The sequence below is a fragment of the Agrobacterium sp. RC10-4-1 genome, from assembly GCF_014138475.1.
Taxonomy (GTDB): Bacteria; Pseudomonadota; Alphaproteobacteria; order Rhizobiales; family Rhizobiaceae; genus Agrobacterium; species Agrobacterium pusense.
Genome location: NZ_JACJIT010000007.1, coordinates 143,528 through 167,957 on the forward strand (window position 1 = coordinate 143,528; position 24,430 = coordinate 167,957).

At 59.6% G+C, this 24,430-nt stretch carries 24 protein-coding genes; 13 read left to right on the forward strand and 11 right to left on the reverse strand.

Annotated features, from left to right (window positions below):
- The first annotated feature begins 75 nt into the window (after nucleotides 1–75).
- The 3 genes from FHW77_RS19460 (at nucleotide 76) to FHW77_RS19470 (ending at nucleotide 4,300) form a co-directional block, all read left to right on the forward strand.
- On the forward strand, nucleotides 76–786 hold the full coding sequence (locus FHW77_RS19460) for an ABC transporter ATP-binding protein (protein WP_004443899.1): 711 nt from the start codon (nucleotides 76–78) through the stop codon (nucleotides 784–786).
- Nucleotides 783–3,344: an ABC transporter permease gene (locus tag FHW77_RS19465; protein WP_004443900.1), complete on the forward strand. Its 2,562-nt coding sequence runs from the start codon at nucleotides 783–785 to the stop codon at nucleotides 3,342–3,344. Before FHW77_RS19460 ends, FHW77_RS19465 begins: the two co-directional genes overlap by 4 nt.
- A 218-nt stretch (nucleotides 3,345–3,562) precedes the next feature.
- Complete coding sequence (locus tag FHW77_RS19470) at nucleotides 3,563–4,300, forward strand: Bax inhibitor-1/YccA family protein (protein ID WP_006698258.1); 738 nt, start codon at nucleotides 3,563–3,565, stop codon at nucleotides 4,298–4,300.
- A 114-nt stretch (nucleotides 4,301–4,414) separates the two neighbouring features.
- Here FHW77_RS19470 and FHW77_RS19475 read toward each other — a convergent pair whose 3' ends face one another.
- The 3 genes from FHW77_RS19475 to acnA form a co-directional block, all read right to left on the reverse strand.
- Complete coding sequence (locus FHW77_RS19475; RefSeq protein WP_004443903.1) at nucleotides 4,415–4,807, reverse strand: DUF2794 domain-containing protein; 393 nt, start codon at nucleotides 4,805–4,807, stop codon at nucleotides 4,415–4,417.
- A gap of 389 nt (nucleotides 4,808–5,196) precedes the next feature.
- Nucleotides 5,197–5,937, reverse strand: coding sequence for a DUF1223 domain-containing protein (locus tag FHW77_RS19480; RefSeq protein ID WP_004443905.1), 741 nt, complete (start codon nucleotides 5,935–5,937; stop codon nucleotides 5,197–5,199).
- A gap of 189 nt (nucleotides 5,938–6,126) precedes the next feature.
- Nucleotides 6,127–8,820 carry an aconitate hydratase AcnA gene (gene acnA, locus FHW77_RS19485; protein WP_004443908.1) on the reverse strand — a complete coding sequence of 898 codons (2,694 nt, stop codon included), beginning with the start codon at nucleotides 8,818–8,820 and terminating at the stop codon, nucleotides 6,127–6,129.
- Nucleotides 8,821–9,088: 268 nt separating this feature from the next.
- Here acnA and ccmA point away from each other — a divergent pair, with 268 nt between their 5' ends.
- The 5 genes from ccmA to FHW77_RS19510 all read left to right on the forward strand — a co-directional run bounded on the left by ccmA (nucleotide 9,089) and on the right by FHW77_RS19510 (nucleotide 12,207).
- Entirely contained in the window at nucleotides 9,089–9,730 is a 642-nt protein-coding gene (gene ccmA, locus FHW77_RS19490; protein WP_004443911.1) for a heme ABC exporter ATP-binding protein CcmA, read from the forward strand.
- Nucleotides 9,731–9,932: 202 nt separating this feature from the next.
- Nucleotides 9,933–10,592: a heme exporter protein CcmB gene (ccmB, locus tag FHW77_RS19495; RefSeq protein ID WP_004443913.1), complete on the forward strand. Its 660-nt coding sequence runs from the start codon at nucleotides 9,933–9,935 to the stop codon at nucleotides 10,590–10,592.
- A gap of 74 nt (nucleotides 10,593–10,666) precedes the next feature.
- Nucleotides 10,667–11,428: a heme ABC transporter permease gene (locus tag FHW77_RS19500; RefSeq protein WP_004443916.1), complete on the forward strand. Its 762-nt coding sequence runs from the start codon at nucleotides 10,667–10,669 to the stop codon at nucleotides 11,426–11,428.
- A 3-nt stretch (nucleotides 11,429–11,431) separates the two neighbouring features.
- A complete protein-coding gene (gene ccmD, locus FHW77_RS19505) occupies nucleotides 11,432–11,605 on the forward strand; it encodes a heme exporter protein CcmD (RefSeq protein WP_004443917.1) in 174 nt (57 codons plus the stop codon).
- Nucleotides 11,602–12,207: a DsbE family thiol:disulfide interchange protein gene (locus FHW77_RS19510; RefSeq protein ID WP_004443920.1), complete on the forward strand. Its 606-nt coding sequence runs from the start codon at nucleotides 11,602–11,604 to the stop codon at nucleotides 12,205–12,207. Before ccmD ends, FHW77_RS19510 begins: the two co-directional genes overlap by 4 nt.
- A 14-nt stretch (nucleotides 12,208–12,221) precedes the next feature.
- On the opposite strand, the gene FHW77_RS19515 is transcribed toward FHW77_RS19510, so the two are convergent.
- The 7 genes from FHW77_RS19515 to FHW77_RS19545 form a co-directional block, all read right to left on the reverse strand.
- Complete coding sequence (locus FHW77_RS19515; RefSeq protein WP_034500065.1) at nucleotides 12,222–13,403, reverse strand: GGDEF domain-containing protein; 1,182 nt, start codon at nucleotides 13,401–13,403, stop codon at nucleotides 12,222–12,224.
- A 122-nt stretch (nucleotides 13,404–13,525) separates the two neighbouring features.
- Nucleotides 13,526–14,122 carry a DUF2585 domain-containing protein gene (locus FHW77_RS19520; RefSeq protein WP_004443925.1) on the reverse strand — a complete coding sequence of 199 codons (597 nt, stop codon included), beginning with the start codon at nucleotides 14,120–14,122 and terminating at the stop codon, nucleotides 13,526–13,528.
- Nucleotides 14,119–14,769 carry a septation protein A gene (locus tag FHW77_RS19525; protein ID WP_004443928.1) on the reverse strand — a complete coding sequence of 217 codons (651 nt, stop codon included), beginning with the start codon at nucleotides 14,767–14,769 and terminating at the stop codon, nucleotides 14,119–14,121. Before FHW77_RS19525 ends, FHW77_RS19520 begins: the two co-directional genes overlap by 4 nt.
- 2 nt (nucleotides 14,770–14,771) lie before the next feature.
- Nucleotides 14,772–16,208 carry a signal recognition particle-docking protein FtsY gene (ftsY, locus tag FHW77_RS19530; RefSeq protein WP_004443931.1) on the reverse strand — a complete coding sequence of 479 codons (1,437 nt, stop codon included), beginning with the start codon at nucleotides 16,206–16,208 and terminating at the stop codon, nucleotides 14,772–14,774.
- Between the two features lie 32 nt (nucleotides 16,209–16,240).
- Entirely contained in the window at nucleotides 16,241–17,515 is a 1,275-nt protein-coding gene (gene mtaB, locus FHW77_RS19535) for a tRNA (N(6)-L-threonylcarbamoyladenosine(37)-C(2))-methylthiotransferase MtaB (RefSeq protein ID WP_004443934.1), read from the reverse strand.
- Nucleotides 17,512–18,411: a diaminopimelate epimerase gene (dapF, locus tag FHW77_RS19540; RefSeq protein WP_004443937.1), complete on the reverse strand. Its 900-nt coding sequence runs from the start codon at nucleotides 18,409–18,411 to the stop codon at nucleotides 17,512–17,514. The genes mtaB and dapF overlap by 4 nt, the downstream gene beginning before the upstream one ends.
- A 110-nt stretch (nucleotides 18,412–18,521) precedes the next feature.
- Nucleotides 18,522–19,592, reverse strand: a complete 1,071-nt coding sequence (locus FHW77_RS19545; protein WP_004443939.1) for an MBL fold metallo-hydrolase — start codon at nucleotides 19,590–19,592, stop codon at nucleotides 18,522–18,524.
- A 325-nt stretch (nucleotides 19,593–19,917) separates the two neighbouring features.
- On the opposite strand from FHW77_RS19545, the gene ffh reads away from it, so the two are divergent.
- The 5 genes from ffh (at nucleotide 19,918) to trmD (ending at nucleotide 23,618) form a co-directional block, all read left to right on the forward strand.
- Entirely contained in the window at nucleotides 19,918–21,489 is a 1,572-nt protein-coding gene (gene ffh, locus FHW77_RS19550) for a signal recognition particle protein (protein WP_004443941.1), read from the forward strand.
- Between the two features lie 11 nt (nucleotides 21,490–21,500).
- Nucleotides 21,501–21,818 (forward strand): chorismate mutase, encoded by a 318-nt coding sequence (locus FHW77_RS19555; RefSeq protein ID WP_003505091.1) that lies wholly within the window; start codon nucleotides 21,501–21,503, stop codon nucleotides 21,816–21,818.
- Nucleotides 21,819–21,851: 33 nt separating this feature from the next.
- A complete protein-coding gene (gene rpsP / locus FHW77_RS19560; RefSeq protein WP_004443943.1) occupies nucleotides 21,852–22,229 on the forward strand; it encodes a 30S ribosomal protein S16 in 378 nt (125 codons plus the stop codon).
- A gap of 120 nt (nucleotides 22,230–22,349) precedes the next feature.
- A complete protein-coding gene (gene rimM, locus FHW77_RS19565; RefSeq protein WP_004443945.1) occupies nucleotides 22,350–22,916 on the forward strand; it encodes a ribosome maturation factor RimM in 567 nt (188 codons plus the stop codon).
- A 3-nt stretch (nucleotides 22,917–22,919) separates the two neighbouring features.
- Nucleotides 22,920–23,618, forward strand: a complete 699-nt coding sequence (gene trmD / locus FHW77_RS19570) for a tRNA (guanosine(37)-N1)-methyltransferase TrmD (RefSeq protein ID WP_004443947.1) — start codon at nucleotides 22,920–22,922, stop codon at nucleotides 23,616–23,618.
- Here the strand turns inward: trmD and FHW77_RS19575 are convergent.
- Nucleotides 23,600–24,346 (reverse strand): sulfite exporter TauE/SafE family protein, encoded by a 747-nt coding sequence (locus FHW77_RS19575; RefSeq protein ID WP_004443948.1) that lies wholly within the window; start codon nucleotides 24,344–24,346, stop codon nucleotides 23,600–23,602. The genes trmD and FHW77_RS19575 overlap by 19 nt on opposite strands.
- Nucleotides 24,347–24,430 lie beyond the last annotated feature (84 nt).

The window sequence follows — 24,430 nt, forward strand, 5'->3', positions numbered from 1 at the left end:
GGTTCCCATTGCCTGAAATAACCGACCGCATCGACCGCCAGACCGTTTTCATCACCCTATATAGGAACGAGAATTGTGACGAAAAGCATCATAGAGCTGAAGAAAGCCGACCTCACGCTCGGCAGTGCCGCCGCCTCCGTCCACGTTCTCAAGAACATCGATCTCTCAATCAGAGAGAGCGAGGCGGTTGGCATCGTCGGCCCCTCCGGATCGGGAAAGTCGACACTTCTGATGGTGCTTGCCGGGCTCGAGAGGCTCGACAGCGGCGAAATCATCATTTCGGATACGCCGCTGCACGAGCTCGGTGAGGACGCGCTCGCGGATTTCCGCGGCCGCAACATTGGCATCGTTTTTCAGTCCTTCCACCTCATCGCCAACATGACCGCACTGGAAAATGTCGCAGTGCCGCTGGAATTGGCAAACGTTCCGAACCCGTTCGAAATCGCCGAGCGTGAACTGGTCGCTGTCGGTCTCGGCGAGCGCCTCAATCATTATCCCGGCCAGCTCTCCGGCGGCGAGCAGCAGCGTGTGGCCATCGCCCGCGCACTCGCCCCGTCGCCAGCCGTATTGATAGCCGATGAACCGACCGGCAACCTCGATACCGACACGGGCAAACAGATCGCCGATCTTCTGTTTGCCAAACAGGCCGAGCGCGGCATGACGATGATCCTCGTTACCCATGATCCCTCGCTGGCGGCCCGATGCTCACGGCAGATCAAGGTTCGCTCCGGCGAAATCGAGGGCGACAGCGCCCGCTCACAGATGGCTCGGGCGGTATCCGCATGACCGGAATCTTTCTTTCGTCTTTTGCAAATGTCAGAAACGCAGCAAGGCTCGCGCGGCGCGAAATTCGCGGCGGCCTGCGGGGCTTTTACATCTTCCTCGCCTGCATCGCGCTTGGAACCGGCGCCATCGCCGCCGTCAATTCCGTCTCGCGCGCGGTCACCAGCGCCATCGCCACGGAGGGGCAGTCCATACTGGCAGGCGATGTGCGTTTTGAGCTGCGCAACAGGGAAGTGACGGCAGAAGAGCGCGCTTACCTCGATAGTCTCGGCACCGTCGCGGTTTCCACCGGTCTACGCTCCATGGCGCGCCTCGCCAATGGCTCAGAACAGACCCTGACGGAAGTAAAGGCCATTGACGGCTCCTACCCGCTCTATGGAACGTTCGTGGCCGAGCCGAACCGGCCGCTGAGCGAGCTTCTGGCCGGAAATGACGACACCTATGGCGCGATTGCCGCGCCGCTTCTGCTGGAACGGCTCGGAATCAAGGTCGGCGATGAGATTCTGCTCGGTAATGTGACGTTGAAACTGAACGGCACCGTGATCGATGAGCCGGATGCCCTATCTGATGGTTTCGGTTTTGCTCCTCGACTGATGGTCAGCCGCGACGCCCTTTTCGCCTCTGGTCTCGTTCAGACGGGCAGTCTCGTCGAACACGCTTACAAGATCAAGCTGAACGATCCTGCAGCACGGGCGGCAATGACCGATGCAGCCAACAAGGCCTTTCCCGATGCCGGCTGGTCGATCCGCACCAGCGACCGGGCTGCCCCGTCGCTCACCGAAAACGTCAACAGGTTCTCGCAGTTTCTGACGCTGGTTGGCCTCACTGCCCTGATCGTCGGCGGTGTCGGCGTCGCGAATGCCGTTCGCGCATTTCTTGATTCCAAGCGCACCACCATCGCCTCGCTGAAATGCCTGGGTGCGCCAGCCTCCGTGGTCACCATGACCTATCTCTTCCAGATCGCCTTCATTGCGGCCGTCGGCATTGTCATCGGGCTTATGGTCGGTGCCGTTGCGCCACTCATCGCCATGCGGTTTCTGGAGGGCGTGCTGCCAGTGCCGGAAGAACTTGCCTTCTATCCCGGCGCGCTCGGTCTCGCCGCTCTGTTCGGCCTCCTGACGACACTCGCCTTCGCCATCGTACCACTCGGTCAGGCACGCGAGGTGCCGGCTACGGCGCTCTTCCGCGAACAGGGTTTCGAGGAGGGAAGCTTGCCGTCCTGGCCTTATCTGACCGCGACCGGTGTGCTTCTGGCGGCGCTTGCGGCCCTTGCTGTCTTCTCGGCGGAAGACCGTTTCATAGCCTCGGTCTTCCTCGCGGCCATTGCCTTTGCCTTCGTAGTGCTGCGGCTGGTTGCCTCCGGCGTAAAGGCCATAGCCAAGCGCAGTCCGCGCGTTCATTCGGCTGCGCTGAGACTGGCGATCGGCAATATTCACCGACCGGGCGCACTCACCCCCTCGGTGGTTCTTTCTCTCGGCCTCGGCCTGACCCTCCTCGTGACGCTGACACTGATCGACGGCAACCTGCGCCGCGAACTAACGGACAGCCTGCCGGAGAAAGCGCCGAATTTCTTTTTCGTCGATATTCAGGGCAGCGAAGTGCAAGGCTTCCGCGATCTTCTCAAACAGGAAGCGCCGCATGGCACCCTGACGGAAGTGCCCATGCTGCGCGGCCGCATCCTCGCTCTCAACGGAGAAGACGTGACGAAAATGGACGTACCCTCGTCCGGGCGATGGGTGCTGCGTGGCGACCGCGGCATCACCTATTCCGAAAACATTCCTGAAAATGCCAAGCTGACGGAGGGCGCATGGTGGGCAACGGATTATAGCGGCGAACCGCTGGTCTCTTTCGCAGCGAAAGAGGCGGGTGATCTGGGCCTGAAGATTGGCGACAGCGTTACCGTCAACGTGCTTGGCCGCAGCATTACGGCGAAGATCGCCAATCTGCGCAATGTCGAATGGGAATCCCTGTCGATCAACTTCGTCATGGTGTTTTCGCCCAATACTTTCCGCGGCGCGCCCCATGCCTGGCTGGCAACACTTGCCGATCCTTCCGCAACTGCGGCCGACGAAGGCCGCATATTGCGCGCCGTCACCAATACTTATCCCACGATCACCAGCGTCCGCGTGAAGGATGCGCTCGACGTCGTCAACCGGCTTGTCGGCCAGCTCGCGACCGCGATCCGCGCCGCCGCAGCCGTTGCGCTCATTGCGTCCGTCCTGGTTCTCGCCGGCGCGCTTGCGGCCGGCAATCGCGCCCGTACGCATGACGCCGTCATCCTGAAAACGCTGGGCGGCACGCGAAGCCTGCTCATACGCGCCTTCTCCTATGAATACATGATCCTCGGTCTCGCCACCGCCGTCTTCGCGCTTTTCGCCGGCGGTGTCTCCGCATGGTTCGTGATCGCCCGCATCATGAAGCTACCCTCCAGCTTCCTGCCGGATGTGGCAATCGGAACCCTTGTCGTCGCCCTTGTGATGACTGTGGGCATCGGCCTCATCGGCACCTGGCGGATTCTCGGGCAGAAGGCAGCGCCTGTTCTCAGACAGGCCGGTGAATGATCATCGGTTGTGCGCCGCTTAACTTTAACGATTAATTCTTTGTAATGATCGCCAAAACGTGAGCGCTTTTCGCGCATACGGTGTCTTTTCGGCGGGAAAAGGCCTTGTATCGAACACGTTCTGCCATCATATTCTTGAGCAGGCTTGCTGAAGCTCCGCAGCGGCGCCCGGGAGGTATCCCGACACCGTAGCAATTACGGAGCTCAAAAGAGGAAACAATGGCTGACTTTAATAACTACCAGAACCGCATGGCGCAGACGCGTGCACAGTCTGGTGCGCTGATCGACGAAGGTCTTCGCGCCTATATGCTCAAGGTTTACAACCTTATGGCGCTGGCTCTGGTCATCACCGGCGTTGCCGCGTTCGGCACTTATACGCTCGCCGCTTCCAATCCGGCTGTCCAGCAGCTGCTTTTCGCGTCGCCGCTTCGTTGGGTCGTGATGCTCGCTCCGCTGGCACTGGTCTTCTTCCTTAGCTTCCGCATCCAGAACATGAGCGTTTCCGCTGCGCAGACGACCTTCTGGGTTTACGCCGCGCTGATGGGTGTTTCGCTCTCCTCGATCTTCCTGGTCTACACCGGCCAGAGCATCGTGCAGACCTTCTTCGTGACCGCGGCTTCGTTCGGTGCGCTCTCGCTTTACGGTTACACGACCAAGAAGGACCTGTCTGGCATGGGCTCGTTCTTGATCATGGGCCTGTTCGGTCTGATCATCGCTTCGATCGTCAACATCTTCCTTGCATCCTCCGCGCTGCAGTTCGCGATTTCCGCGATTGGCGTGCTGATCTTCGCAGGCCTGACCGCCTACGACACCCAGAAGATCAAGGAAATGTATTTCGATGCTGACGATGTTGCCGTCGCTGGCCGCAAGGCCATCATGGGTGCGCTGACGCTCTATCTCGACTTCATCAACCTCTTCACCTTCCTCCTGCAGTTCCTCGGGAACCGCGACGACTAAGGGATTGGGTCCTACGGAAAAAGAAAGGCGACCTCAGGGTCGCCTTTTTTATTACCTCATTTCGCTCAATGCGCCTGATCGCCCGTCAAGGCAGGAGACTGACGTTACTGGAGCTCATTCGATAAGTTTCAAAACCTTGTCGAAAACCTTGAGGACTTGCGGCAGCTCGTGGCCGCGCTTCAGAATGCGGCCATCCACATTGACGACGCTGTAAGCTCCCTGCTTCGCCGCCAGCCTGGGGTTCTTTTCGATCCTGTAGAGCGGCATTTCTCCCGACCGTTTAAAGACGGAAAACACCGCTTTTTCCTTCAGATGATCGATGGCGTAATCCCGCCACTCCCCTTCTCCCACCATGCGGCCATAAATGCGCAAAATCGCATCCAGCTCGCGGCGGTGAAAGGTCACCGGCAATGGATCCTTGTTCTTCTTGTATTCACGGAGATCGATAACGGTGGAACTGTCGCGTGAAGCGGTTTGAGCCTGCTGCACATCCGGTTGATCGGTCATCCAGTACCTCCGATTCCACCCAAATCATCAGATCAATGTGAGCTTGGCGGCTCGAAATTGCAAGTGTTGTCGACTTACGGCGCTGATAGGAACCAGATGGGGTTTCTCGGCTTCGAAAGCTCTGCAGGCAGAAAAACAATGCGACAACGAGCATCTGCCCCAACATCACCGACAAACCGTCCCGCGCAAAAGCAGGGTAAAAACGGTAACCATTTAGGCACCCATTTTACGGGCGCCTGCCGTATTTCGGTCAAACCATGGCCTGAATTGGGTGGAATAGTCGCATTGTCAATTGATGCCTAGGCACCAAGATGACCCGGTCCGGTGCATTGACCCTTTACCCCCAGCCCCCAGTGCCCGGACCGGATCTTCAATCGCCAGATCGGCGATTATGGCGTTTCGTTCCCCAATAAAATACTTGCACCGACAATTGCCGCGGGATCACCGCTTGCATTCGCCGTCTGCAACAGCACGGCGCAGCCGCCCTTTTTTACCTTGGCCACCACGCTCGCCGGCAGCTTTACCGTCATCGGCGAACCGTCCCACATGCCGACCGTCTGCACGTCATAAACGCTGTGCCAGTAGGACATTTTTTTCCCCTGGTTTTCACCCTTCTGCACATCCACGGTCTGCTCCCGGGTAAAATATGCGACGACGACATCGGCCTTGCCGCTGCCCGCACCGATATCGATCTCCACCTCATCACCCGCAAATTTTGACGAGACGGGTACGTTCAATCCCTTGCCCTCATGCTTGAACGAGTCGAGCCTGTCATAGATCCCGCGCACATCCGCGCCCTTTACGTGGTCACGGCCGTTCAGAATGGCCTGCGGCGTGTAGACCCCGTTGCGGCCGAGTGCACGCATGTAACCGTATTGCCGTTCGGTATTTTCCTTGGATGCGAGCGAATCCGTCCAGCCGAGATAGTTCCAATAATCGACATGATAGGAGAGACCGACGACGTCGCCCTTCTGGATCATCTTGCGCAGGGCCTCATCCGCCGGGGGGCAGGATGCACATCCCTGCGATGTGAACAATTCGACGACGCCCTTCACCGCCTGCTGCGCCTGCGCGGAGGTGACGAGCAACGTGCCGAGAAGACATATCGACAGGGGGAATTTCAGCGGCATTACAAAAACCTTTGTCCGGAAGAGATCCAGACGAATTGATGCGATCAATCCCGCCGGGATGCAAACCGGAAAATAACGTCTAACGCCCTTCAATAGAAAGTCACGAAGGGGTGAGCGACAATCACAAAACAAGCGACTTGAAACGGAAAGACGCCGGAATTCCTCCCGGCGCCTTCGATTGTCGAAGCTTTACGCAGCCAGATCGCGCAGAACGGTCTGCAGAATACCGCCATTGTTCATGTAGATCACTTCATCAAGCGTATCGATACGGCAAAGAAGCGGAACTTCCTTCACCGTGCCGTCGCTGTAAGTGATCTTGGCGATCTTCTTTTCACGCGGCTTGATCTCGCCTTCGAGACCGTCGATCTCAACGATTTCATCGCCTTTGAGGTCGAGGCTCGCCCAGGACGTTCCCGCTTCAAAGACGAAGGGGACGACGCCCATGCCGACCAGGTTCGAACGGTGAATACGCTCAAAGGACTGCGCGATGACCGCCTTGACGCCGAGCAGGTTGGTACCCTTGGCCGCCCAGTCACGGGATGAGCCGTTGCCATATTCGACACCCGCAAAGATGACGAGCGGAACGCCCTCAGCCTTGTACTTCATGGCCGCGTCATAGATCGACATCTCTTCCTTGGACGGATAGTGAATGGTGTAGCCACCTTCCTTGCCGTTCGGGCCGAGCATGTGGTTGCGGATGCGGATGTTGGCGAAGGTGCCGCGCATCATCACTTCGTGGTTGCCACGACGTGTGCCGTACTGGTTGAAGTCGGCAACGCCGACACCATGCTCGGTGAGATAAGCACCGGCAGGCGATGCCGCCTTGATCGAACCGGCCGGAGAAATATGGTCGGTAGTGATCTTGTCGCCGAAGAGACCGAGAACGCGCGCGCCCTTGATGTTCTTGAGACCCGAACCCGTCTTGCCCATGCCCACGAAGTAGGGTGGGTTCTGGACATAGGTCGAGTTGTCGTCCCAGGCATAGGTCTGACCCGGCGGCACCTGAACGGCCTGCCAGTTGGCATCACCCTTGAAGACGTCGGCGTACTTCGTCTCGTAAAGCTCGCGCGTGACGTATTTCAGGATGAACTCCTGAATTTCCTTCGAGGTCGGCCAGATATCCTTGAGATAGACCGGGTTGCCGTCCTTATCATTGCCGATCGGCTCCTTGGTCAGGTCCTTCTGGACCGTACCGGCAAGAGCGTAAGCGACGACGAGGGGCGGAGAGGCCAGATAGTTCGCCTGCACGTCAGGCGAGATACGGCCTTCGAAGTTGCGGTTACCGGAGAGAACGCCGGCCGCAATCAGGCCCTTGTCGTTGATCGTCTTGGAGATCGGCGCCGGCAGCGGGCCGGAGTTGCCGATGCAGGTCGTGCAGCCGAAGCCAACGAGGTTGAAACCGATCGCATCGAGATCCTTTTGAAGGCCCGACTTGTCGAGATATTCGGCAACCACCTGTGATCCAGGTGCAAGCGACGTCTTCACCCATGGCTTGGAGGTCAGCCCCTTGGCGACAGCGTTACGGGCGAGAAGGCCGGCAGCGATGAGGACGGAGGGGTTGGACGTGTTGGTGCAGGAGGTGATGGCGGCAATTGCCACATCGCCGTGACCAAGATCGAAGTCCTCGCCTTCAACCGCGTAGCGGCTCGAAAGCTGGCCGGGCTTCTTGTAGTCATTTTCGAGAGCAGTCGCGAAATTGGGCGCGATGGTTTCGAGCGGCAGGCGGCCTTCCGGACGCTTCGGGCCGGCCATGGACGGTACAACGTCGCCGAGGTCGAGTTCGAGCGTGTCGGTAAAGACAAGATCGGAACCGTCGCCGGTGCGCCACATGTCCTGGGCCTTGGAGTAGGCTTCCACGAGGGCAATACGATCCTTTGTACGGCCGGACATCGTCAGGTAATTGATGGTTTCGCTGTCAACCGGGAAGAAGCCGCAGGTCGCGCCATATTCCGGGCCCATATTGCCGATGGTCGCTCGGTCGGCCAAAGACATTGAATCAAGGCCGGGGCCGAAGAATTCAACGAACTTGGAAACGACGCCCTTCTTGCGCAGCATCTGCACGACGGTCAGAACGAGGTCGGTCGCGGTGACGCCCTCCTTCACCTTGCCAGTCAGCTTGAAGCCGATGACCTCAGGCAGAAGCATGGAAACCGGCTGGCCAAGCATGGCCGCTTCAGCCTCGATACCGCCGACGCCCCAGCCGAGAACGCCGAGGCCGTTGATCATGGTCGTGTGGCTATCCGTGCCGACGCAGGTATCCGGATAAGCGATGGTCTCGCCGTCCTCTTCCTTGGTCCAGACGGTCTGGCCGAGATATTCCAGGTTGACCTGGTGACAGATGCCCGTGCCGGGGGGAACAACGCGGAAGTTCTTGAATGCCTGCTGGCCCCACTTGAGGAAGCGGTAACGCTCGCCATTGCGCTCATATTCAAGTTCGACGTTGCGGGCAAAAGCGTTCGGCGTACCGAATTCGTCAACGATAACGGAGTGGTCGATGACGAGATCGACAGGAACCAGCGGATTGATCTTTTCGGGATCTCCACCGAGAGCCTTGATACCATCACGCATCGCGGCAAGATCGACCACGGCAGGAACGCCGGTAAAGTCCTGCATGAGAACGCGGGCGGGGCGGTAGGCGATTTCGTTTTCGGTGAGGCCCTTGTTGTTGAGCCATTCGGAAACCGCCAGAATGTGTTCCTTGGTAACGGACTGGCCGTCCTCGAAACGCAGGAGGTTTTCGAGCAGGACCTTCATGGAATAGGGCAGCTTGGAAACGCCCTTCAGGCCATTGGCTTCAGCCTTGGGCAGGCTGAAATAGACATAGTCCTTACCATCGACGGTAAGAACGGAACGACATTTGAAACTGTCGAGTGATTTGGGCATGGATAAAAACCCCGCTTACACTGATAGCCAACACGTTCGTGCGGACACCTATGCACTCATGCACATCAGGATGCGGGTACGACCATTTCCGCTGTCCGCACGTGAAAATTGCTCCTCGCAATCGTCAAGTCCGGCGCAAGATGATGTTCACGCCGGCCGCTGGCGTGTTGACACCCATATAGATAATTTCAGACAAACGTGCCAGACCATTCCACGACGCTAATCGATTTTTTTATGATCGAACGGCAAATTTTAATCGGAACGCAGCATGCATCTGACGGCGGAAAATCTTGGCGTGCGACGCGGCGAAGATTTCATATTCATGAACATTTCCTTCAAGTTAAGCGACGGTGAGGCGCTGGTGCTGACCGGGCGTAACGGCTCGGGAAAATCGACGCTGCTGCGCACGGTGGCCGGTCTGTTGCGACCCGAGCGGGGGCAAGTGAAGATAGCCGGCGAAGGAATAGAAGCCGAGATGCGACCTTCGGAAGCGTGCCATTATCTCGGCCATCGCAATGCGATGAAGACGGAACTGACAGTTTCCGAGAACCTGCGCTTCTGGAAGGATTTCCTTAGAGACTTTCATGGCGCGGCGGGCGTAGCGATTGACGAAGCGGCCGAGAGTGTCGGCCTTGCCGGCATTACCCACCTGCCTTTCGGTTACCTGTCCGCCGGTCAACAGCGCCGCTTCGCGATGGCAAAGCTCCTTGTCGCATGGCGGCCGGTATGGATTCTCGATGAACCGACTGCGGCGCTCGACAGGGCGGCAGACGACATGTTTACCGACCTTGTGAAAGGTCATCTTGCAAAAGGCGGGATCGTGCTGGCGGCAACCCATCAGCCTTTGGGGCTAACGAATGCGCGGGAATTGCAGATGACGGGGTTTGCGGGTGTGGAGGCTTGGGCGTGATGGCGATGTGCAGGCGGCCTACCCCCCTCTGCCCTGCCGGGCATCTCCCCCTCAAGGGGGGAGATCGGCAAGAGGCGCTACAGCCACTCGATTCTCGAGCATTGAGTTGGACGAGACCTAACCGCGAGTCGATCTCCCCCCTTGAGGGGGAGATGTCCGGCAGGGCAGAGGGGGGTAAACTTCACCCGCCGAGGCCACCCCAATGACCGCTCTCTTCCTCCGCGATCTCAAACTCTCCATCCGCGCCGGCGGCGGCGCGCTGATCGGCGTCCTGTTCTTCATGACAGTGGTTGCCGTCATCCCTTTCGGCGTTGGACCCGATCTCAACCTGCTTGCCCGTATCGGCCCGGCCATTGTCTGGATCGGCGCACTTCTGTCCGCCCTTCTCGGCCTCGACCGGTTGTTCCAGGCCGAACGCGACGACGGCTCCCTCGATCTCATCCTGATGCAGGAAACGCCACTGGTGCTGACCGTCTTCGTCAAATGCCTGGCGCACTGGGTATCAACGGGCCTGCCCTTGGTGCTGGCATCACCCCTTCTCGGCCTGTTCATGAACATGGACGAGGTGGCAATCGGCGCGGTGATGCTCACCCTTCTCGTCGGCTCACCCGCCATCACCTTCATCGGCGCGGTGGGGGCGGCGGTCGCCGTTGCCCTGCCACGCGGCGGCCTTCTGGTCTCCATCCTTGTCCTGCCGCTCGCCATTCCGGTGCTGATCTTCGGTGTCAGCGCTTCCTACGCGGCAGTGCAGGACCCGGCGCCTTTCCTGCCACCCTTTCTCATTCTCTGCGCGATCACGTTATTTTCAGCCGTGACCGGCCCTTTCTTTGCCGCTTTGGCACTGCGCAATGTTATGGATTGAGGAAACCGCAACGCACGATACCCTGTTGACAGGGATCAATTGCGGGGCGGCCATTCTCGGGTTACACAAACGGCATGAACGAGCAGACTTTCTCCATCACCAAGTTCAGCGATCTCGCCAATCCCACGCGGTTTCTGGCGCTGGCGACACGCATCCTGCCATGGCTCGCCGGTTTGACCGCGCTGGTGCTGGCGGCCGGCCTCTACATGTCCTTCACCTCGGAAGGAGATTACCAGCAGGGTTACACGGTGCGCATCATGTATGTGCACGTTCCGTCCGCCTGGCTGGCCATGATGTGTTATTCGGTCATGGCAATATCCGCTATCGGCACCCTCGTCTGGCGTCATCCGATAGCCGATGTCAGCCATAAGGCCGCAGCCCCCATTGGCGCGGCCTTCACGCTCATCGCACTTATCACCGGTTCGCTCTGGGGCAAGCCTATGTGGGGAACCTGGTGGGTGTGGGATGCGCGGTTGACCTCCGTTTTCGTGCTTTTCCTGATGTATCTCGGGCTCATCGCACTCAACCGCGCCATGGACGATCCATCCAGAGCCGCCCGCGTCAGCGCGGTGCTGATCCTCGTCGGGTTCGTGAATATTCCGATCATCAAGTTTTCGGTCGAGTGGTGGAATACGCTGCACCAGCCGGCAAGCGTCATCCGGATGGGCGGCTCCGCCATCGACGCGGAGTTTCTCTGGCCGCTTCTGACCATGGCGATCGGTTTCACGTTGCTGTTCTTCACCCTGCATATCGCCGCCATGCGCAATGAAATCTGGCGCCGCCGCGTGGCCGCGCAACGCCGGCTTGCCGCTCGCATGGCGAACCGAGAGGGTTGAGGGATGACACACGCCTTTTATATCGGCATGTCCTATGCGGCGACCGGCCTTGTCGTTCTCTGTCTCATCGCCTGGGTCGTCGTTGACGGCCAGGCACGCAAGCGGGAACTGAAGGAACTCGAAGCATCCGGTGTGCGCCGCAGGGCAAGAGCCGGTTCCGCTGGTGACGGCAAATGACGCAGACTAACCAGAATGACACATCAAAATCCAGGTCGTCTGGCCGCGCACGTTACGCGCTGGCGCTTCTTCCCTTGCTGCTGTTCGGCGGCTTTGCCCTCGTTGCCGGCAAGATGCTATATGATCAGGATGTCAACGGACTGGATGTCAGCGCCATACCGTCAGCGCTGATCGGTACCAGGGCGCCGACCCTGTCGCTGCCGCCGCTGGAAGGTTCGCACCTGCCGGCACTGACGGATGCCGCCATCAAGGGCAAGCTGACGCTGGTCAATGTCTTCGCTTCCTGGTGCATTCCCTGCCGGCAGGAACATCCGCTGTTGCAGGAACTGGCGAAAGACGACCGCATCACTGTCGTCGGCATCAATTACAAGGACAAGCCGGACAATGCCCTGCGTTTCCTCGGCGAGCTCGGCAACCCCTTTGCTGCCATAGGTATCGATCCCAGCGGCAAGGCGGCGATTGACTGGGGTGTGTATGGCATTCCCGAAAGTTACCTGGTCGGCGCGGACGGCACGATCCTTTACAAAAAGGTCGGCCCCTTCGATGCCCGCAGCGTCGAGCGCGACCTGCGACCGGCCATTGCGGCCGCAGCCGGGAAATAACCGCTCGTAAGGCATCACGCCTTGTTAACGACCCTCAGAGGCGGGCCTTCAGCCGGCAGACGCATGCCTTCCAGCACCACCTGATCGCGACCGCCGCGTTTTGCGGCATAAAGACTGTCATCAGCACGCTTGATGGCGTCGTGAATGGAATGATCGCCCCTCGCGACCGCCGAAACACCGAAGCTCGCCGTGATCTGACTGGTCACACCCCGGTTGCGCCAATCCAGTGACGACAGGCCTGTCCGCATGCCATTGGCAAGCTGGCTGGCCGCAGCAGCCGTCTGACCGGGCAGGAACACCACGAATTCCTCGCCGCCGAAACGCGCTACCAGCGCATCCTCGGGTGCATTTTTTGTGAGAAGATCGGAAAGGCCGATGAGGACGATATCTCCGGCCGCATGGCCGTAGACATCATTGATACGCTTAAAATGGTCTATGTCGCAGGCAATCACCGCGCCATCAGGCGTATCATTGCGAAAGTCGGGCACACGCCGGTCGAAGCCACGGCGGTTCAGCACGTCCGTCAGGGGGTCATGCTCCGCCGCGTGCTGATGCCGGTCCACGGTGACGGAAATCTGGCTCGCGAGCACCGAAAGCGCGAGCAGGAAACCAAAAATACTCGCAGCAAGCTGCATGTAGAAAGCATAATCCGACTCGAAGAACTCGCTGAGCTCGATCATCGAGCCTCCCGGCGTCATCACCAGCAGCAAGCCGATGCGCACCAGCGTCTCCACCACCACAAGACAGGCGATTCCCACCATCAGCCTGTCGGCAAGCGCAGCCGGGCGCTTTCGCACGAGCCAGACCGGGATTGCGAGCAAAAGGGCGCAAACGAGATCGCCGATGACGAGTTCGCGTTTCAGATCGGGCGTGATGAAAACATGGAAAGAAACCAGCAACACCGCAACCACGACGATCGACAGCCGCGCCTTGGTATAGAGCGGCCGCCCGAAATGGGTGAGCAACGCGTGGCCATAGAGGAAGAAGGCGGAAAAGAACAACAGATTCGAAAGGATCGCCTGAACTTCAAAAGGCAGCCCGCCAAGCACCAGCGGTGTTGCAAAAGCAAAGGCCGCCGAAAGATATCCGATACCCCAGTAGCGGGCGGAAGCCTGCCCGGTCCTCTGCAGGAACAGAAACACCACGCCGAATGTCAGCATGATAAAGGGAAGAAGATAGGCGAAATTGTCTTGCAATGGGTTCTGCCGGAGGGAGAGACGAGCCTTTGAACCCGGATGTTACCGCAATGCCCTTAAGAAAGCCTGCATATATCGCGCGATTCCAGGGCCGTTCGGACTGCAACGTCCGCGAACCCCGTTCACATTTGCGGGAGCGCGTTCTGCCATTCCTTTATGGCTTCAACAGGCCAGACAAGCATGACGACGTTGAGCGTCAGGTTGTCGCGGATCAGCCAGCCGGTGAATATCTCGAAGAAGATGGCGACCACCACCGTTAGCCACACCGGCGCACGGGCGGCGAAGAAGAAACCCAACGCCATGAAAACCGTGTCCATCGCCGAGTTCAGGATACTGTCGCCCGTGTACCCCAGCGCCATCGTCGCGGTTCGGTAGCGATCGATGATGATGGGCGAGTTTTCAAGAATTTCCCACGCGGCCTCTACCAGCACCGCAAGGGAAAGCCGCATGGAAAGCGGCTTGTTGCGGAACAGCAGCCACGCAAACCAGTAGAACAGGAAGCCGTGGATGATATGTGACGGGGTGTACCAGTCAGCGATGTGCTGGGAGTTGCCCGGTGTATTCACGCCAGGCTCGAACAGCTTAACATAACCGCATTCACAAATCGGAATGCGGCCCATGGCGTAGAGAATGATGATCTGCAGGAGAAGCAGCCCGGCGGCCACGCCGAACCATCTAAGCGAACGCGAACGGGAAGCCGGCATCTCCGCAACTGTCATTTTTCGTCCTTGCCAAGCGGCTCGACAGAATGGCGCATCACAAGCGGCATCTGCGCCATGGTGAAGATGATGGTGATCGGCATGGTGCCCCAGACCTTGAAGGCCACCCAGGTGTCTGTGGAGAACATGCGCCAGACAACCTCGTTCAGCACCGCCAGAAAGAGGAAAAAGATGCCCCAGCGCAGCGTCAGCTTGCGCCAGCCCTCATCCGTAAGCTTGAAGGCGGAATTGAAGACGTAACCGAGCAGCGACTGCCCGAAGAACAGGCCGCCCAGCAGAATGACGCCAAACAGCGTGTTGACGATGGTCGGCTTCATCTTGATGAAAGTGTCGTTCTGCAACCACAACGTCAGAGCGCCGAACACGAAGACCACGATGCCTGAAATCAGCGGCATGATCGGCAGCTTGCGCGTCAGCACCCAGGAAACGGAGAGCGCAATCGCTGTCGCGATCATGAACAGGCCGGTGGCGATGAAGATCGGGCCACCGAACTCTGTTAGAACCGGAAAAGTGGTGGCAAGCCATTCGCCGCGGGAATTGGCGAAAAAGAAAACGACGAGCGGGCCAAGCTCAAGCACGAATTTCAGGAGCGGGCTGATTTCCGCCACCATCTTTTCGCTTTCCTTGGAATTGCTTTCAATATCCATACTCAAACTCCCGCAATGGCCTTGGCGAAATCTTCCGCCTCGAAGGGCTCCAGATCGTCAACACCTTCACCCACGCCGATGAAATAGACCGGCAGCTTGTGTTTTGCAGCGATGGCGACGAGGATACCGCCCCGCGCCGTGCCATCCAATTTTGTCATAATCAGGCCCGAAACGCCCGCAACATTGCGGAATATTTCCACCTGGTTCATGGCGTTCTGGCCCGTTGTCGCATCCAGTGTCTGTAGCACGGTGTGCGGCGCATCCGGATCGAGCTTGCCGAGCACGCGCACGATCTTTTCCAGCTCCGCCATCAGTTCCGTCTTGTTCTGCAAACGTCCAGCGGTATCGATGATGAGCACATCGCTTTTCTGCGCCCGAGCCTGCTCATAGGCATCGTAAGCCAGACCCGAGGCATCTGCCCCAAGCTTGGTGCCGATGAAGTCCGAGCCGGTGCGGTCGGCCCAGATCTTCAACTGCTCAATCGCTGCCGCGCGGAAAGTATCGCCGGCCGCCAGCATCACCTTGAGGCCCGAGCCAGAAAGCTTGGCGGCGAGCTTGCCGATGGTCGTCGTCTTGCCCGTACCGTTGACACCCACGACGAGAATGACATGCGGCTTGTGCGAGAGATCGAGTTCCAAAGGTCTGGCAACAGGCTTCAGAACCTTGGTGATCTCGCCCGCCATGATGCGCGCCACATCTTCACCGCTCACATCCTTGCCGTAACGCTCCGAAGACAGGGCGCCGGTGATGCGCATGGCGGTCTCGACACCAAGATCGGACTGGATGAGAAGATCTTCCAGCTCGTCGAGCGTATCTTCATCCAGCTTGCGTTTGGTGAAAAGCGCCGAAATCTGTGTGGTTAGCTGCGAAGACGTGCGGGCAAGCCCGTTTCGCAGGCGCTGGAACCATGTCAGTTTCACCTCAGGTGCGGCAAGCGCAGGCTCCTGCCGCTCACTCGCGGACGAAAAGCCCTTTGGCAGAGATGGTGGAACCGCAATGGGTTCAGGCGCGGTAGCGGCTTCCGCCTCGTCGAGCAGCGCATCCATCGCATCGGCATCCAGCACGACGTCGGCAGTGTCCGGAGTCGGCTCGACCTGCTCCTCGGCAGCGGCTTCCGCCTGTAGCAACGACAATGGCACCAGGCCCATATCGCCGGAAAGCTCGGCACCGGGGAGAAGCGGCGCGTCCTCGTCTTCATTTTCGCCGGAGGAGGCTAGATCTTCCGCCTCGTCGGGGGCCGGGCCGCCGGCCGTCTCTATCTCCAGTTCGGAAACAGGGTCCCTGTCGACAGCATCATGCGCTTCGGCGTCGTTCAGCGCCGCTTCGAAAGAGGCGTTTTCATTGCCGCGCTCAAGCGCAGCATTCTCTTGTGGCCGCTCTTCCGTTTCGGCCTTGTCCTTGCCGAACGAAAAGACTTTTTTGATGAAGCCGAGGGCCATGGTTGTTCCCGTGTCTCTTTTCTTGCGCTGCCTCAGGCCGCATCTGCGGCTAGAAGCCTCATATTCAGATGTTTGCCGTTGTGGCCGGTAATCGCAACCCGCGCAAGGGTGCGCGGGGCAAGATCAGGTGCCGCCACCAGCGTGAAATTGTCCGTATGGGCAAAACCGTTGTTTTCAACAAGAATAGTCTGCACCGAACCAACCATTCCTTGCAGATGCGCCACCTTAAGCGACTCCCCCCGCACGCGAAGCCTCGCCGCCCGCTCCTTCACAAGCGCGCGGTCCAGCTGCGGCATGCGTGCGGCGGGCGTGCCGGCACGCGGGCTGTAGGGAAAGACATGCAGGTTGGAAATGCCGCATTCTTCCGCCAGCGTTGCGGCATTCTCGAACATCTCCTCCGTCTCGGTCGGAAAACCGGCGATCATATCCGCGCCGAAGGCCACATCGGGCCTGAGCGCCCGCACTTCGTGACAGAAGCGGATAGCATCGGCACGTGAATGACGGCGTTTCATGCGTTTCAGGATCATGTCGTCGCCATGCTGGAGGGACAGGTGCAGATGCGGCATAAAACGCGGCTCATCGGCAATAAGATCCATCAGATGGTGGTCGGCCTCGATACTGTCGATGGAAGAAAGGCGCAGGCGCAGGATATCGGGCACCTGCTTCAGCAATGTCTTGGCAAGATAACCAAGAGAAGGCTCACCCGGCAGATCGGCGCCGTAACTGGTCGCATCCACGCCGGTCAGCACGATCTCGCGATAACCGCTCTCCGTCAGCCTGCGTGCCTGATCCACCACCGCACCCATCGGCACAGAACGGGAATTGCCGCGTCCATAGGGAATGATGCAGAAGGTGCAGCGATGGTCGCAGCCGTTCTGCACCTGAATGAACGCCCGCACGTGCCCGTCTATGTGCTTGACCATCTGCGGTGCGGTCGCCTTGATGCTCATGATATCGTTGACGCGCAGCTTTTCTTCCGCCGAAACGCCGAAATCCGGAAGCGAACGATAGGAAGCGCTTTTCAGCTTTTCCTCGTTGCCCAGCACGGCATCCACCTCGGGCATGTCGGCAAAGGTCTGCTTCTCAGTCTGGGCGGCGCAGCCGGTGACGATGATGCGCGCATACGGGTTGTCGCGCCGGGCGCGGCGGATCGCCTGGCGGGCCTGACGCACCGCCTCCCCGGTCACCGCGCAGGTATTGACCAGCACGGCATTGTTAAGCCCGGCCTTTTCGGCCTCCGCCCGCATCACTTCCGATTCATAGGTGTTGAGACGACAGCCGAAGGTTATGACCTCGACCCCGCTCATACAGCCCCCCACTCGACCGCATCCCGCGCCCACAAGCCGGTAATGGGATCGACAGAACCTGACCATTCCCATTCGGCCGGGCCGGTCATGATGACGTGGTTATCATCACGCCAGTCAATGGTCAGCGGCACGCGGATCGGGCTTGAGGCGACATCGATGCTGACCGTTCGGCCGGTGCGGCCGGTGCGGGCAGCGGAAACAGCTGAAGCACAGGCGGCCGACCCGCAGGCAAGCGTTAGCCCGGCGCCGCGCTCCCAGGTGCGGGTGCGAAGCGCGCTGTCTGAAATCACCTGCGCCAGCGTGATATTGGCCTTTTCCGGAAACACCGGATGGTTTTCGAGCAACGGGCCGAAGCGTTCGAGATCGAACTCCATTGGATCACGATCAACCCAGAATACGGCGTGCGGGTTGCCCATCGACATCACAGCGGGCGAATGCAGGATCGGCGCGTCGATCGGCCCGATCTGCAACTCGATGCGGCTGGTATCGTGAAACTCTTCCGAAAGCGGAATGTCGCTCCAGCGGAAACGCGGGAGCCCCATATCGACCGATATCATGCCGTCTTCATGCTCGACGGCATTCAGGATACCGGCGACCGTCTGGAAGGTGAAGCTGGTCTTGCCGGTTTCGGACGACAGCGCCTGCACCACGCAACGCGTGCCGTTGCCGCAGGCCTGCGCCTTGGTGCCATCGCAGTTGAGGATGTCAATATAGGCATCCGTTCCCTCGATACGCGGATCGTGGATGGCCATGATCTGGTCGAACTGGGTGGCAGGATCGGCATTGAGGGCAATTGCTGCCTCTGGCGTGACCATATCCTTTCGGCCGCGCATATCGACAACCAGGATCTTGTTGCCAAGCCCGTTCATCTTCGCAAATTCGACCGTGTTCGCCATCGCTTTAAACCTGAAAACCGCTTTTCATACGGGATTTTCCCGTGCTTTCGCCCTATATGGCGGAAACACCGGCAAATTACCAGACTGTTGCGTCGCAAACGGGGCGGCTGTCAGGCGGAAGGCACGTCGAAAACCTGTCCGGGGCGCATCGGCCGGAAACGGCTCTCCTCCACCCCGTGTTCGGTCAGCGCTGCCTTGAGGGCCACAAGCGGCGCATCCACCGCCTCATCGGTGAGCTGTACCGTACCCCAATGGTGGCCGCAGACATGCGCCGCACCGCAAAGCTTCATGCCTTCCACGGCTTCCGCCGGGTTCTGGTGCTGGCCCTTCATGAACCAGCGCGGTTCATAGGCGCCGAAGGGCAGGTTGGCGAGACGAAACTCGCCATGCTTCTTGCGCGCGGCATGGTAATTGAGGCCCTCGTGAAAGCCGGTATCGCCAATATGGTAAATTTTCCCACCCGGCGTTTCGATGACGAACGCCGCCCAGAGTGCCATGCGCCGGTCGTTCAGACCACGCGCCGACCAATGATGGCACGGCTCGAAGTGAATTTTCACCGTACCGGCATCGATCACATCCCCCCAGTCGCCCACCTCGATGCGCGCCGCCTGAACGCCGGTACGGATGATGGCATCATTGCCGAGCGGCGTGATGAAAAGCGGCTTGTGCGCCACATGCAGGCGCTTCAGCGTCTCCATATCCAGATGGTCGTAGTGATTATGCGTTACCAGCACCAGATCGATGGGCGGCAGATCCTCAAAACGGATACCGGGCGGGTTGACGCGCTTGGGCCCGGCGAAGCTGAACGGGCTCGTGCGCTCAGACCACACGGGATCGACGAGAATATTCAGGCCCGCTGTCTGGATAAGAAAGGAAGCATGGCCGATGAAGGTGACACGCATGTCTTTACCCTCGACCCGGCTGTCCGGTTTCGCAAACGGAAACGGGCTCGCATAGCTTTCCGGCCACTTGGCGCGTTCACCATTGAAGCGCCATTTCAGCAGACCCATGAAGTTGCTGGGTGGCGTACCACCGGGATTGAAAAAGCGTATCCCGTCGAAATGATCGGAGATGGGGCCGCTATAATAGGCGCTGGCGCTTGAACGACGGGCATAAAGGCCGCCGCCCGCCAGAGCGAGCAGGCCAACAGCGGAAAAACGGAAAAATTTTCGACGGTTCATGACAAATGTATAGGGAGCAGAATGGCGCCGTTCAAGCACCGCCTCTGGCGGCCGACGACCGATCACGCAAAGATGAAATGCAGGCTTTGTCGGGCGGAAACCAACGCTGCCTTGACTTTTCCGGCGCTTTCCTGTTTATCCCGCCCATCAGCTGGCAGTTTCACGACTCCAAGCCGCCGACCGGGACCCGAAAAGGTATAAAGAGATCCCGGAGGTCAACACCCGACAGCGCGATGCGCCCTCGGGTGCTTTTTGGCTTTGCGTCTTGTTTTTGCCAGCGAAAGCACCGACGTTTCGGAAACCCGGAACGAAGAAGGAAGAAACGATGTTTGAAAACCTCCAGGACCGCCTTGGTTCCATTCTGAATGGACTGACCGGCCGTGGCGCGCTGACGGAAGCCGATGTTGCCGCCGCCCTGCGCGAGGTTCGCCGTGCGCTGCTGGAAGCGGACGTGGCGTTGGAAGTCGTACGTTCCTTCACCGACAGAGTGCGTGAAAAGGCCGTCGGCGCGGCCGTTCTGAAATCCATCAAGCCCGGCCAGATGGTCGTCAAGATCGTCCATGACGAGCTTGTCGAAATGCTCGGCACCGAAGGCGTCTCGATCGACCTTCATGCGGCCGCCCCCGTCGTCATCATGATGGTAGGTCTGCAGGGCTCGGGTAAAACCACAACCACCGGCAAGATCGCCAAGCGCCTGACCGACCGCGACAAGAAGAAGGTGCTGATGGCATCTCTCGACACGCGTCGTCCGGCCGCACAGGAGCAGCTTCGCCAGCTCGGCGTCCAGACCGGCGTCGACACGCTGCCGATCATTGCCGGCCAGTCGCCGACGGATATTGCCGCACGTGCCGTGCAGGCCGCAAAGCTCGGCGGGCATGACGTCGTCATTCTCGATACCGCCGGCCGCACACACATCGACGAACCCTTGATGCTGGAAATGGCCGACATCAAGAAGAAGTCCAACCCGCATGAAATCCTGCTGGTCGCGGATTCTCTGACCGGTCAGGACGCCGTCAATCTGGCGCGAAATTTCGATGAGCGTGTCGGTATCACCGGCCTTGTTCTCACCCGCATGGACGGTGACGGCCGCGGCGGTGCGGCCCTCTCCATGCGCGCCGTCACCGGCAAGCCGATCAAGCTGATCGGTATCGGCGAGCGCATGAACGAACTCGACGAGTTCCACCCGCGCCGTATCGCCGACCGTATTCTCGGCATGGGCGACATCGTCTCGCTGGTCGAAAAGGCCGCCGAAAACATCGATGCGGAAAAAGCCCGCGCCATGGCCGAGAAGATGGCCAAGGGCAAGTTCGACCTCAACGATCTCGCCGACCAGCTTGCCCAGATGAAAAAGATGGGCGGCATGGGCGGCATCATGGGTCTGATGCCCGGCATGGCCGGCATGAAGGACAAGATGGCTTCAGCGGGCATGAACGACAAGATGTTCGACCGCCAGATTGCCATCATCTCCTCCATGACCAAGGCGGAGCGCGCCAATCCGGATATTCTGAAACACAGCCGCAAGAAGCGCATCGCCGCCGGTTCCGGCACCGATGCCGCCGAAATCAACAAGCTTCTGAAGATGCATCGCGGCATGGCCGACATGATGAAAGCCATGGGCGGCAAGGGCAAAGGCGGCATCATGAAGCAGATGATGGGCGGCCTTGCCGGCAAGATGGGTCTCGGTGGCATGATGGGCGGCGGCATGCCTGATTTGTCCAACATCGATCCGAAGCAGCTTGAAGCGCTCCAGAAGCAGGCGGAAGCCGCCGGCCTCGGCAAGCCGGGTGGAATGCCCGGCCTTGGCGGTCTGCCGGGCGGATTGCCGGGCCTCGGAGGCACAAAGCTGCCGGGTCTTGGCGGCATGCCGGGCCTTCCCGGCTTTCCGAAAAAGAAGTGAGGGGGACGCCAATGAACAATACAGAGGTGAAAGCCCAGCTTTCCGAATACCGCCAGTCGATCGACAACATCGATGCCGCACTGGTTCACATTCTTGCCGAACGTTTCCGCTGTACCAAGGCGGTGGGCGTGCTGAAGGCAAAGTACAATTTGCCGCCGGCAGACCCGGCGCGCGAGGAATACCAGATCGAACGCCTTCGCCACCTGGCAAAGGACGCCAATCTGGACCCGGATTTCGCCGAGAAGTTCCTGAACTTCATCATCAAGGAAGTCATCCGGCATCATGAAGCAATCGCCGCCGAACATGGCGGCACAGAAAAGACCGCCTGAAAGGCGGACAAGCCATCCTAAGGAGTAAATGACATGGCACTGAAAATTCGTCTCGCACGCGGTGGCTCCAAGAAGCGCCCGTATTACCAGATCGTTGTTGCTGACGCCCGTTCGCCCCGCGACGGCCGCTTCCTCGAGAAGGTCGGTTCCTGGAACCCGATGCTTGCCAAGGACAACCCGCAGCGCGTTGAGCTGAAGGCTGACCTCATCAAGGAATGGATCGCCAAGGGCGCACAGCCGACCGACCGCGTTCTGCGCTTCCTCGCCGAAGCCGGCCTTGCCGAGCGCGCCGCTCGCAGCAACCCGGAAAAGGCAAAGCCGGGCAAGCGCGCTCTGGAACGCGTTGCTGAAAAGAAGCAGAAGGCTGAAGATGCAGCCGCTGCGGCTGCGGAAGCCTCTGCTGCAGAATAATCTGCACGGAAACTTTTGAGGAACGGGTGGCGTGGATTTCCACGCCGCCCGTTTTTTGTTTATTTTGGCGTCAACAGACCTTAAAGCTGACGCAACCAATACCAGAAGACGGACGGCCCGATGGCAAAGCTGGAAAACCCGATACTCATGGCAAAAATCGGTGGCGCGCAGGGTCTGCGTGGCGAAGTCCGTGTCAGCACATATACCGATGACCCGCTGGCGCTCGGCGATTACGGCAATCTGGTCAGCGCCGATGGCCGCATTTTTGAAATTCTGGAAATTCGCGAGGGCAAGAACGTTGTCATTGTGCGCTTCAGGGGCGTCAACGACCGCAATACGGCCGAAAGCCTGAACGGGCTCGAACTCTTCATCGAACGCGACAATCTGCCCGACGACGAGCTTGATGACGACGAATTCTATTATGCCGATCTCGAAGGGCTGGAGGCGGTTGATGCCGAAGGCAAGAGTTATGGCGCCGTCAGTGCGGTCTATGATTTCGGCGCGGGTGATCTGCTGGAGCTGAAGGGTGCGGGCCGTCGCCCGGCCCTCATTCCCTTTTCAGAGGCGGCGGTGCTGGAGATCGACCTAGAAGCCGGACGCATTCTTATCGATCCGATGGCCGCCGGCCTGATCGACAATCCCGACGACAAGGACGAAACCGGCGTACCGCCGTTCGGCAAGAAGTAACCGATGACCTTCAAGGCTACCGTGCTGACGCTTTACCCGGAAATGTTTCCGGGACATCTCGGATATTCGCTGGCCGGCAAGGCGCTGGAGCGGGGACAATGGTCTCTGGACGCCGTGCAGATCCGCGAATTCGCCACCGACAGGCACAGAAGCGTCGATGACACGCCCGCAGGCGGCGGCGCCGGCATGGTGCTGAAACCCGATGTCCTGGCCGCGGCCATCGACCACGTTTCCGATGGTGACACGCGCCCGCGCCTGCTGATGAGCCCGCGCGGCAAGCCTTTGTCCCAGAACCGTGTGCGCGAACTTGCGGCGGGTGACGGCGCAATCATCGTCTGCGGCCGTTTTGAAGGCGTCGACCAGCGGGTGATCGAGGCGCGCGCGCTGGAGGAGGTGTCGATCGGCGATTACATCCTCTCCGGCGGTGAGCCGGCGGCGCTGACGCTGCTGGACGCCGTCGTCCGCATCCTGCCGGGCGTCATGGGCAATGACCTTTCCGGCGTGCATGAAAGCTTCGAGGGCGGGCTGCTGGAACATCCTCATTATACCCGCCCGCAGGTCTGGGAAGGCCGCGATATCCCCGCCGTTCTCACCTCCGGCAATCACGCTGTCATCGACAAATGGCGTCATGAACAGGCGCTTAAGCTGACGAAGGAAAGGCGGCCCGACCTTCTTGAGAAGCCTCAGGTCGAGACGAAATAATAAGCCGTCAGCACCAGCCCGACCGCAATCACCAGCCAGCGAATGACCCACTGCGGCACCCGCCGTGCCGTGTGCACGCCCGCATAGCCGCCAAGCGCTGCCGCGGGAAACATGATGAGCGCCGCCCACCAGGAGACAACACCGCCGCTGACGAAGATCGTAATCGCGATGACCGCGATCACCACCGACAGCAGGTTCTTCAAAGCGTTCAGATGATGATAGCTTCCGCCCGAAGTTATTCCGAGGATGGCAAGCATCATGATGCCCATTCCAGCGCCGAAAAAGCCGCCATAGATGGAGGCAAGCCCCTGGAAGACGAGGCTCGGCAGATTGCCGGGAGAGCGCTCGGTGCTTGTCTTCGGCCTGAGCCACGGGCCGGCGGCAAAAACGGCGGTGGCGGCGAGAAGCAGCCATGGAACCAGCTGACGAAAGGAGGGGTTGTCGAGCGACAGAAGCAGGAGCGATCCACCCAGCCCACCGACGACGGAAACAGCCGACAGAAGGATCGCCTCGCGCCAATGGGCGCGTATCTCCGGCCCATAGGCGATGACGGACGTGACGTAGCCCGGAAACTGCACGATCGCCGACGTGGCGTTTGCGACAATCGGCGGCAGGCCGGCCAGCGTCATCGCACCGAAGGTCAGGAATGTGCCGCCGCCGGCAATCGCATTGACGACACCTGACAGAAAGCCGGTTGCAAACAGCATGAGAACGATGAATATGGACATGGCCCCTCCCAAGGTTTTCATGCCATATCCGGCCGAAAGCCGCTTCGCAACTGTCGGAGCGCGGCGAAGGATTGATAAAAATTG

Excerpts from the sequence above, each read along its gene's own strand:
- trmD (WP_004443947.1), top strand. The coding sequence starts at position 22,920 with ATGACCTTCAAGGCTACCGTGCTGACGCTTTACCCGGAAATGTTTCCG.
- FHW77_RS19465 (WP_004443900.1), top strand. The coding sequence starts at position 783 with ATGACCGGAATCTTTCTTTCGTCTTTTGCAAATGTCAGAAACGCAGCA.
- ccmD (WP_004443917.1), top strand. The coding sequence starts at position 11,432 with ATGACACACGCCTTTTATATCGGCATGTCCTATGCGGCGACCGGCCTT.
- FHW77_RS19500 (WP_004443916.1), top strand. The coding sequence starts at position 10,667 with ATGAACGAGCAGACTTTCTCCATCACCAAGTTCAGCGATCTCGCCAAT.
- mtaB (WP_004443934.1), bottom strand. The coding sequence starts at position 17,515 with ATGAGCGGGGTCGAGGTCATAACCTTCGGCTGTCGTCTCAACACCTAT.
- ftsY (WP_004443931.1), bottom strand. The coding sequence starts at position 16,208 with ATGGCCCTCGGCTTCATCAAAAAAGTCTTTTCGTTCGGCAAGGACAAG.
- FHW77_RS19520 (WP_004443925.1), bottom strand. The coding sequence starts at position 14,122 with ATGACAGTTGCGGAGATGCCGGCTTCCCGTTCGCGTTCGCTTAGATGG.
- ccmA (WP_004443911.1), top strand. The coding sequence starts at position 9,089 with ATGCATCTGACGGCGGAAAATCTTGGCGTGCGACGCGGCGAAGATTTC.
- ccmB (WP_004443913.1), top strand. The coding sequence starts at position 9,933 with ATGACCGCTCTCTTCCTCCGCGATCTCAAACTCTCCATCCGCGCCGGC.
- FHW77_RS19480 (WP_004443905.1), bottom strand. The coding sequence starts at position 5,937 with ATGCCGCTGAAATTCCCCCTGTCGATATGTCTTCTCGGCACGTTGCTC.
- FHW77_RS19475 (WP_004443903.1), bottom strand. The coding sequence starts at position 4,807 with ATGACCGATCAACCGGATGTGCAGCAGGCTCAAACCGCTTCACGCGAC.
- FHW77_RS19470 (WP_006698258.1), top strand. The coding sequence starts at position 3,563 with ATGGCTGACTTTAATAACTACCAGAACCGCATGGCGCAGACGCGTGCA.
- acnA (WP_004443908.1), bottom strand. The coding sequence starts at position 8,820 with ATGCCCAAATCACTCGACAGTTTCAAATGTCGTTCCGTTCTTACCGTC.
- rpsP (WP_004443943.1), top strand. The coding sequence starts at position 21,852 with ATGGCACTGAAAATTCGTCTCGCACGCGGTGGCTCCAAGAAGCGCCCG.
- FHW77_RS19555 (WP_003505091.1), top strand. The coding sequence starts at position 21,501 with ATGAACAATACAGAGGTGAAAGCCCAGCTTTCCGAATACCGCCAGTCG.
- FHW77_RS19545 (WP_004443939.1), bottom strand. The coding sequence starts at position 19,592 with ATGAACCGTCGAAAATTTTTCCGTTTTTCCGCTGTTGGCCTGCTCGCT.
- FHW77_RS19575 (WP_004443948.1), bottom strand. The coding sequence starts at position 24,346 with ATGTCCATATTCATCGTTCTCATGCTGTTTGCAACCGGCTTTCTGTCA.
- FHW77_RS19525 (WP_004443928.1), bottom strand. The coding sequence starts at position 14,769 with ATGGATATTGAAAGCAATTCCAAGGAAAGCGAAAAGATGGTGGCGGAA.
- dapF (WP_004443937.1), bottom strand. The coding sequence starts at position 18,411 with ATGGCGAACACGGTCGAATTTGCGAAGATGAACGGGCTTGGCAACAAG.
- ffh (WP_004443941.1), top strand. The coding sequence starts at position 19,918 with ATGTTTGAAAACCTCCAGGACCGCCTTGGTTCCATTCTGAATGGACTG.
- FHW77_RS19510 (WP_004443920.1), top strand. The coding sequence starts at position 11,602 with ATGACGCAGACTAACCAGAATGACACATCAAAATCCAGGTCGTCTGGC.
- rimM (WP_004443945.1), top strand. The coding sequence starts at position 22,350 with ATGGCAAAGCTGGAAAACCCGATACTCATGGCAAAAATCGGTGGCGCG.